Here is a 7,851-nt window from a genome sequence, read left to right as displayed (position 1 = left end):
TTGGTCCGCAGCGTTGAGGGTCACCGCAAATGCGGTCGAGCTGCTGGCAGTGACGTTGGCGCTGGTGAGGGTGTAGCTGCCGCCCTGGCCTGTGAGCGAGAGCTTGCTCACGTCGATAGTGTCGCCGCCCACAATGTTGACGGCCGAGACGGAGAGGATTCCAGTAGCTGCGTCATAGGTCGCGCTGGTGATGCTCGGAGCGGCATTGGAGACGGTGATGCCATTGCCTGTGAGGTCGGCAATGCTGCCCCCCGTCACTACGCTATTCCAGTCATCAGCCACCGCAAGGTTATAGGTGGTGCTGCTGGCCGACGACGTGCCGTTCTTGTTCAAGAGCGAATCCACCGCAGCGATGTCTGCACCGGCCAGGGTAAAGGTAAAGCTGGTGGCCGAAGTGACTTCGACATTGCCGGTGGTCGACAGGGTGCGTGTTGCACCACCTTCGCCTGTGATCGTCAATGTGGAAATCGTGACGTCATTCGTCGCACCAATCGTTTTAACCAGGTTGGTGCCAGCGATGATGAAGACGTGGGTGGTGCCGTCGTAGGTGGCCGATGTGATAGTGGGGGCCACGACGTTGCTGACGGTGACACCATTGCCAGTCAGGTCGGCACTCGATGTGGTGGTCGCGTCCCAATTGGCGGCCGCTGCCAGGTTAAAGGTGGTAGTGTCCACCGCGCTGGTGCCGTTCTGATTCAGGACGCCGTTGATGGCCAGTTGGTCCGCAGCGTTGAGGGTCACCGCAAATGCGGTCGAGCTGCTGGCAGTGACGTTGGCGCTGGTGAGGGTGTAGCTGCCGCCCTGGCCTGTGAGCGAGAGCTTGCTCACGTCGATAGTGTCGCCGGTGGTCATGCCAGCAGCGGTAACCACCAGTGTGCCGGTGCTGGCGTCGTATGTGGCGCTGGTCAAGCTGGAGGGAATATAGTTGGTGACCGTGGTGCCACCATTGGTGGTCGAAACCGTGGAGGTCGCAGAACCGGTATTACCCGGGGTGTCTCCCGTGCCACCAAAACCGCCGCCGCCGGTGTTTCCAGTGGATAGCGAGGTGTTGGTTGCTGCGTCCAGTTTGACAGTGCCACCCTTGTTCCAGATACCGCCAATGCCCACGCCGCCCACGCCGCCTGCACCGGATCCATTGCCAACAATTCCACCGCCACCACCACCACCACCTGCGCCGATATTGTTGGTAATACTGCTGGTGGTGACAGTCAGCGTGCCGGTGCTGTAGATGCCGCCTGCTGCATTTCCACCACGCCCGCCCGCAGCGTCGTACCCAGCCCCACCTCCGCCGCCACCTATTTGCAATGAGCCACCAGCATTGGCGCTACCGCCCGCGCCGCCGTTCGAATAGCCCACTCCATAGTTCGAACCTGCCCCCCCCACAGTAGATCCACCGGCGCCTCCCAAAAAGTTGCTACCGCTGTTGTACCCACTGCCACGTCCGCCCACTCCAGCGCTAGGACCAGCCTGAATACCTCCGCCAAAGTTGTCGCCACCAGCGCCACCGAATGTGGATCCGTAGCCACCGCCACCGCCGCCAGCACCTGCAGCCGAGCCATTGAACAGGTTCCCCCCAGCTCCGCCGCCTCCTGCGGCCTTGTTGCTTGAAATGGTGCTGTTTGTGATCGTCAGGGTGCCCACGTTGTAAATTCCAGCGCCTAGTGCATCTCCCCCCGCTCCCCCTGGGCCCGCAGTGCGGTCACCACCCGCACCGGTTACGAACCCATTGGTGATGGTCAAGTTGTCAATTGAGACCGCACTGCCAGCTCCGCCGGAGGCGACATTGAGAACCCGCGCCAGATTCCCACCACTGAGCGTGAAGCCACCACCCACGATAGACATCGTGTGCCCATCCGTCACATTGATGGCGACGGTGTCCGATGCCCCGACAAACGTGATGTTCCCCGTGAAGGTAATCACGTCATCCGAGCCATCCGAGCTGCCCGACGCAATGGCGGCCTTGAGCTGCGCCACCGTGTTGACACTGGCCGTGTGCAGGCTGAAGTCATAACCCTCCAGCGCCTGCACATCCAGTGCAGCGGTCGCCTCGATCTGCCCGCTGGTGACTTCCAGATCCCAATCGCCTCCACGCACCGCACCTGCCGTGCTGTCGTTGGAGGCGGCCACGTCCGCCCCTGTCAGTTGCGCCAAGGTCTGCAGGAACTGCGCCCCTGCCTCACCCGCGCCCACATCGCACCCATACAACAGCAGGTCACCGTCCGAGCCCAATGCTGCGCCAACGGCTTTGAGCTGCGCTTGGTATTGCTCCAGGTTTCCGCCGAACAGCGAACCGTTGCCCAGCAGCAGCACCCCTTCATCGCCGTGCGAGACCACGCTGATAGACGCCAGGCCATGCAGCCCTTCCAACGCCTTGGCCATCTGCGCCACGCCGTTTTCGCTGGGGTCCAGAATGACCACCTTCACTCCGGGCCGGATGGCTGCCATGATGGCCTGCAAGTCCGGCACCCGACTGTCAATGAAGAGCACCTCTTGCGCAGATGATGAGGGGGCGGAAGGTGTGTGGTCAGTGGTCATGATTTTATGAATGAAAATCGGCTTTTCGCCCGTACTTATTGAAAAATCAGCTATCAATATAGAAGCAATCAACAACTCTCGGTCTAAGCAGCAGGTTTGGCAGTGATCACATTGGCCCTGCTGTGTGCCTGGTCCTGCCAGAACGACAGCTTGCTGTATTGCTCGAACAGGTCCGGCGGCAGGATGCTCTCGCGCCGCTGCAGCCCTACCTGCGGACGTACCTGGTGCAGTCCGTGCAAGCCCAGCGCTTCGTCGAACTCGGGGGCGTCGTACTTCACGCGCTCAAAGTCGTGCGCAAATTCGGGCTCGCCCAGGAACCGGTAGATCAGCGGCAGCACTTTCTGCGGCGCCTGCGCCAGCAGGTCGTAGTCCACAAGCAGCAGTGAGCTGGCGTGTTCGCCATAAAACGCTTCCTTCAGCGCCGTCCATGGGTAGCCCACCATCCGGTTGCGCTGGGCCAGAGTGTCCACACGGCTGTAGACCGTGTTGCGCTCGGTGTCGTCGCTGAACAGGCGGGTGATTTCGTAAGGATTGGCGCGGTATCTGCGCTCTATGCTGTCCATGACCCAGGCCACGTTGCGCACGCAAGCAATCAGTTTGGCCCCAGGAAAGAGGTCCATGAGCGCGGGCATCTGGGCGCTCCACATGCGGTTGGTATCAAAGATGACGTCCTTGTTGCCCGCCTGGTCTGCGTAGTAGCTGTCAAAAAGCCCCCGCAACAGTCGCCGGCGTTGCTCTTTGGTGACCACCGGCCCAAATTCGCTGCCCGCACCCAGCTGGTTGAGCATGTTGCGAAACAGCCCACCTACCGGGCTGGTCATGCCTGCATGAAAGCGGGGGTTCTGGAGCAGCAATGCCGACAGCAGCGTGGAGCCAGATCGGGGCAGGCCTGTGATGAAGTGGTAGCGCAGGGGTTGTGGTTTGTTCATGTGGCTTGTTCGGGTATCACGCTCCGGCCGTTGAGCATCTGCGCAAGGTGCGCTGCACGGCGGACGTTTTCTGCACGGCTGGCTTCGTCAAACCCCAGGTCTTTGCACAAGCCCCCGCGCAGTTCATCGCCGTCAATGACGCAAGTCGGTTCTCCGCGCAAACGCAATGCACCTGCTAAACCTGTGCGAGAGTGGTTTTTCCTGAGCTTGGCAGGCCCGTAAGCCACCAGGTGGTGGCCGTTTCTGGTTTCTTCATAAAAAAGGGCACTCAACATTCCTATGGGTTCAGCAGATATCGCTTGTGGGCACTCAGGGCCTAACCTCAAAGAATTAACAATTTGGAGACCATGGCTTTTAACCAATGCACTCTCCGTTGTCACTCTTTATTTCTCCGAAAAATCATCCCCCCGTACATGCAACACCTCGGCATGTATCAATCCTTCATTGGGAGACCCCAAAACAGAGGCGTTCCTATGGAGCGAGGAGAGTCACAACACCTGCCCCCATATAAGCAGATTCGCTTACTAGGGTTTTCACGGCCCTCGTCCTACAATCGCAGACCCTTACAAAGCTGACAGCCTGCTGCAGACCCGCTGAAGTACGGTTTTAGCCCACCCCTTGAGTTGGAGACACTGAATGCCCGAGAACACCACGGCCCAGAACAACAACAACGATTCCGACAAGCGTGCCCAATTGCGCCGTGCCGCTCTCGAATACCACGAGTTTCCCAAGCCCGGCAAGATCGCCATCGCCGCCACCAAGCAGATGGTCAACCAGCATGACCTGGCGCTGGCCTACTCGCCCGGTGTGGCTGCACCTTGCGAAGAGATCGTGAAGGACCCCGCCAATGCCTTCCGCTACACCTCGCGCGGCAACCTGGTGGCCGTGATCACCAACGGCACGGCCGTTCTGGGCCTGGGCGACATTGGCGCGCTGGCCTCCAAGCCGGTGATGGAAGGCAAGGCCGTCCTGTTCAAGAAGTTCGCGGGCGTGGATGTGTTCGACATCGAGATCGACGAGAAGGACCCGCAAAAGCTGGTGGAAGTGATTGCCGCGCTGGAGCCCACGTTCGGCGCCATCAACCTCGAAGACATCAAGGCGCCTGACTGCTTCTATGTGGAGCGCGAGCTGCGCAAGCGCATGAAGATCCCTGTCTTCCATGACGACCAGCATGGCACGGCCATCACGGTGGCGGCGGCCATCGTGAATGCGCTGAAGGTGGCGGGCAAAAAGATCGAAGACGTGAAGCTGGTCACCAGCGGCGCGGGCGCGGCGGCGCTGGCCTGCCTGAACCTGCTGCTCAAGGTGGGCGTGCAGCGCAAGAACGTGTTCGTCACCGACCTGGCCGGTGTGGTCTATGAAGGCCGCGAAGAGCTGATGGACGACGACAAACGCCAGTTCATGCAGAAGACCGACGCGCGCAAGTTGGCAGAGGTGATGGTGGGCGCGGACGTGTTCCTGGGCCTGTCGGCCGGCAACGTGCTCAAGCCCGAGATGGTGGCCACCATGGCCGAGCGCCCGGTGATCTTCGCGCTGGCCAACCCCAACCCCGAGATCCTGCCCGAGCTGGCCCACAGCGTGCGCAGCGACATCATCATGGCCACGGGCCGCTCGGACTACCCCAACCAGGTGAACAACGTCCTGTGCTTCCCGTACATCTTCCGCGGCGCGCTGGACTGTGGCGCCACGACCATCACCGACGAGATGGAGATCGCGGCAGTGCATGCCATCGCCGATCTGGCCCAGGCCGAGCAAAGCGAGGTAGTGGCGGCGGCCTACGTGGGCGAGAAGCTGACGTTCGGGCCTGAGTACCTGATCCCCAAGCCGTTCGACCCGCGCCTGATGATGAAGATTGCGCCAGCCGTGGCGCAAGCTGCCGCCGACAGCGGCGTGGCGCGGCGCCCCATCACCGACATGGATGCCTACCGCGACCGGCTGCAGACCTTTGTCTACGCATCCGGCACGACGATGAAGCCCATCTTCGACGCTGCGCGCAACGCCGCCAAGAAGCGCGTGGCCTATGCGGAGGGGGAAGAAGAACGCGTGCTGCGCGCCGCGCAGATCGTGGTGGATGAAAAGGTGGCCCGCCCCACGCTGATCGGCCGCCCGGCCATCATCGCCCAGCGCATCGAAAAGTTTGGCCTGCGCCTGAAGGAGGGCGTGGACTACGACGTGGTCAACACCGACTTCGACCACCGCTACCGCGACTTCTGGCAGACCTACCACCGCATGACCGAGCGCAAGGGCATCACGCAACAGGTCGCCAAGATCGAGATGCGTCGACGTCTCACGCTCATCGGCTGCATGATGCTGCACAAGGGCGAGGTGGACGGCCTGATCTGCGGCACCTGGGGCACCACGGCTAACCACTTGCTCTACATCGACCAGGTGATCGGCAAACACGACGGTGGCGCCGACAGTACGGCACAGGACGTGCCGGTGTATGCCTGCATGAACGGCCTGATGCTGCCCGGCCGCCAGGTGTTCTTGGTGGACACGCACGTCAACTACGACCCCACACCGCAAGAGCTGGCCGAGATCACCGCCCTGGCCGCCGAGGAAATGATGCGCTTCGGCATCAAGCCCAAGGCCGCACTGCTGTCGCACTCCAACTTCGGCACCAGCAACAGCCCCAGCGCCGTGAAGATGCGCCAGACGCTGGAACTGCTGCGCCAGCAAGCCCCCTGGCTGGAAGTGGACGGTGAAATGCATGGCGATGTGGCGCTGGACGGCAAGGCCCGCTCGGCGCTCATGCCCAGCAGCGAACTGACCGGCGACGCCAACTTGCTGGTGTTCCCCAACATCGACGCCGCCAACATTGCCTACAACCTGCTCAAGACCTCAGCGGGTGGCGGCATTGCGATTGGCCCCGTGCTGCTGGGCGCCGCCAAGCCGGTTCATATCCTGACACCCAGCGCCACAGTGCGTCGCATTGTGAACATGACAGCTCTCACAGTGGCGGATGCCAACGCCTTACGGTAGGCCTTCGAAGAATAGCAAGCGCTAACTTAAAACCCTTACAAAGCACTTCAGCGTCTGCCCAATCTTTGTGCAGACGCTTGCTTTTTGGGGACCGTTGAGCGACACTAGCGGGTCGAAATTTCGGGTTAACCCGTAGTTTCTGAAAGGTTCGTTGATGCTGAAGGCTGTAGCCACCCGGGCGCGCAAAGCAGGGTTATTGTGTGTTTTGGGTGTTGCTTTCGTGCTGTCTCCGGTCGCGGGACATGCCCGGAAATCCCCGTCCGAGGGCGGGTCCACCACCCCCATCGCACTGGCCGAGTTGCCGACCCAAGGGCGGACAACCTATGCGCTGATCCGTGAGGGCGGACCCTTTCCGTACGACAAGGACGGATCGGTTTTCGGCAATCGCGAGCGGCTGTTGCCCGCCCAAAAGCGGGGCTACTACCGTGAATACACCGTCAGAACACCAGGATCGCGCGACCGGGGAGCCCGGCGCATCGTGTGTGGCGGCAAGCCCCGGACGCCGGACGCCTGCTACTACACCAGCGACCACTACGCCAGTTTTCGCGAGATCGTCGATTGACCCCCAATGTGGTGTACGCCAGCCAGCCCAACCCGGACAGCGTACGCCGCGCCCCATTGAATTCCCCATTCACAGGCCGCATCCTGCAGCCTTGTGAGATGCCAGAAGTTTGTGGACTTTATAAAGAAAGAGTAGCGGAGATGCAGACGCCACTTCGTAAAGACCTGGAAACGCCACTGCGTGGCGTGCGCACCAACATCGTGCAGTCCATTCGCGCCTTCCGCGTGCAGGACCTGCAGGATGCAGCCACCTCCATGGGTCATCATTTCTTGTACGCCAACCTAGCCCATGCGCAGTCCAAACAGGATGTGCTGGACCTGATTGCCGGGCAATTCACCTTCCCGTCGCACTTCGGCAAGAACTTTGATGCGTTGTACGACTGCATGACGGATCCCTTGCATAAATCGGGCCCGCAGCCTGGTTTCATCGTGGTGTTGGAGCAGATCCCTGCCACGGGCAAGTTCGACAAGGAAGCACGCGAGCAGCTGCTCGACATCTTCCGTGACGCAGCCGATTACTGGGGTGATCGCAAGATCCCCTTCCGGTGTTTCTATTCTTTTCTGTAGCCCGTTCTGCATCCACCAGCCAAGCAGAACGGGCGAACGAGGCTAGCGACGACACCCAGGCCGTGAAAGGCATCGAGATCAACGGCGAACCCGCTGAAAAGATGCCCACGGACAAGCCTGTGGACGTGTCGCCCATGGCACTGCGCATGAGCAGCCCCTTCAATGCCGGGTATTGGCTTTCGGCGGCCTGAATTCGGTTCATCGCCCTGCTGAGGCGCTGTACCGCTCGGTGCTGGCCGCGTGAGGCGGCAGCCCTCAGCCCCTTCTCTCGGCTTCA

The 7,851-nt window shown here is 61.2% G+C and carries 7 protein-coding genes; 4 read left to right on the top strand and 3 right to left on the bottom strand.

Annotation, left to right across the window (positions count from 1 at the left end; all coding sequences use genetic code 11):
• From OIN59_RS01925 to OIN59_RS01915, 3 genes are all read right to left on the bottom strand, one after another.
• The coding region (locus OIN59_RS01925; protein ID WP_274106590.1) for a DUF4347 domain-containing protein at nt 1–2,535 on the bottom strand (2,535 nt) is incomplete at its 3' end.
• Between the two features lie 83 nt (nt 2,536–2,618).
• Nucleotides 2,619–3,464 carry a sulfotransferase family protein gene (locus OIN59_RS01920; RefSeq protein WP_274106588.1) on the bottom strand — a complete coding sequence of 282 codons (846 nt, stop codon included), beginning with the start codon at nt 3,462–3,464 and terminating at the stop codon, nt 2,619–2,621.
• Nucleotides 3,461–3,739 carry an adenylyl-sulfate kinase gene (locus tag OIN59_RS01915; protein WP_274106586.1) on the bottom strand — a complete coding sequence of 93 codons (279 nt, stop codon included), beginning with the start codon at nt 3,737–3,739 and terminating at the stop codon, nt 3,461–3,463. The genes OIN59_RS01920 and OIN59_RS01915 overlap by 4 nt, the downstream gene beginning before the upstream one ends.
• Nucleotides 3,740–4,100: 361 nt before the next feature.
• On the opposite strand from OIN59_RS01915, the gene OIN59_RS01910 reads away from it, so the two are divergent.
• The 4 genes from OIN59_RS01910 (at nt 4,101) to OIN59_RS01895 (ending at nt 7,765) form a co-directional block, all read left to right on the top strand.
• Complete coding sequence (locus OIN59_RS01910; protein ID WP_274106584.1) at nt 4,101–6,446, top strand: NADP-dependent malic enzyme; 2,346 nt, start codon at nt 4,101–4,103, stop codon at nt 6,444–6,446.
• A 154-nt stretch (nt 6,447–6,600) separates the two neighbouring features.
• Complete coding sequence (locus OIN59_RS01905; RefSeq protein WP_274106582.1) at nt 6,601–7,008, top strand: ribonuclease; 408 nt, start codon at nt 6,601–6,603, stop codon at nt 7,006–7,008.
• Between the two features lie 140 nt (nt 7,009–7,148).
• Nucleotides 7,149–7,574, top strand: a complete 426-nt coding sequence (locus tag OIN59_RS01900) for a barstar family protein (protein ID WP_010464776.1) — start codon at nt 7,149–7,151, stop codon at nt 7,572–7,574.
• Nucleotides 7,553–7,765: a hypothetical protein gene (locus OIN59_RS01895; RefSeq protein ID WP_274106576.1), complete on the top strand. Its 213-nt coding sequence runs from the start codon at nt 7,553–7,555 to the stop codon at nt 7,763–7,765. Before OIN59_RS01900 ends, OIN59_RS01895 begins: the two co-directional genes overlap by 22 nt.
• Nucleotides 7,766–7,851 lie beyond the last annotated feature (86 nt).

Source organism: Acidovorax benzenivorans (assembly GCF_028680575.1).
Taxonomy (GTDB): Bacteria; Pseudomonadota; Gammaproteobacteria; order Burkholderiales; family Burkholderiaceae_C; genus Acidovorax; species Acidovorax benzenivorans.
Note: the sequence above shows the minus strand (reverse complement) of the source record. Positions and strands in the feature narration are given on the sequence as shown.

What these genes read in the sequence shown, in the direction of transcription:
- OIN59_RS01915 (WP_274106586.1), bottom strand. Translation starts at nt 3,739, where the DNA reads ATGTTGAGTGCCCTTTTTTATGAAGAAACCAGAAACGGCCACCACCTG.
- OIN59_RS01905 (WP_274106582.1), top strand. Translation starts at nt 6,601, where the DNA reads ATGCTGAAGGCTGTAGCCACCCGGGCGCGCAAAGCAGGGTTATTGTGT.
- OIN59_RS01910 (WP_274106584.1), top strand. Translation starts at nt 4,101, where the DNA reads ATGCCCGAGAACACCACGGCCCAGAACAACAACAACGATTCCGACAAG.
- OIN59_RS01920 (WP_274106588.1), bottom strand. Translation starts at nt 3,464, where the DNA reads ATGAACAAACCACAACCCCTGCGCTACCACTTCATCACAGGCCTGCCC.
- OIN59_RS01900 (WP_010464776.1), top strand. Translation starts at nt 7,149, where the DNA reads ATGCAGACGCCACTTCGTAAAGACCTGGAAACGCCACTGCGTGGCGTG.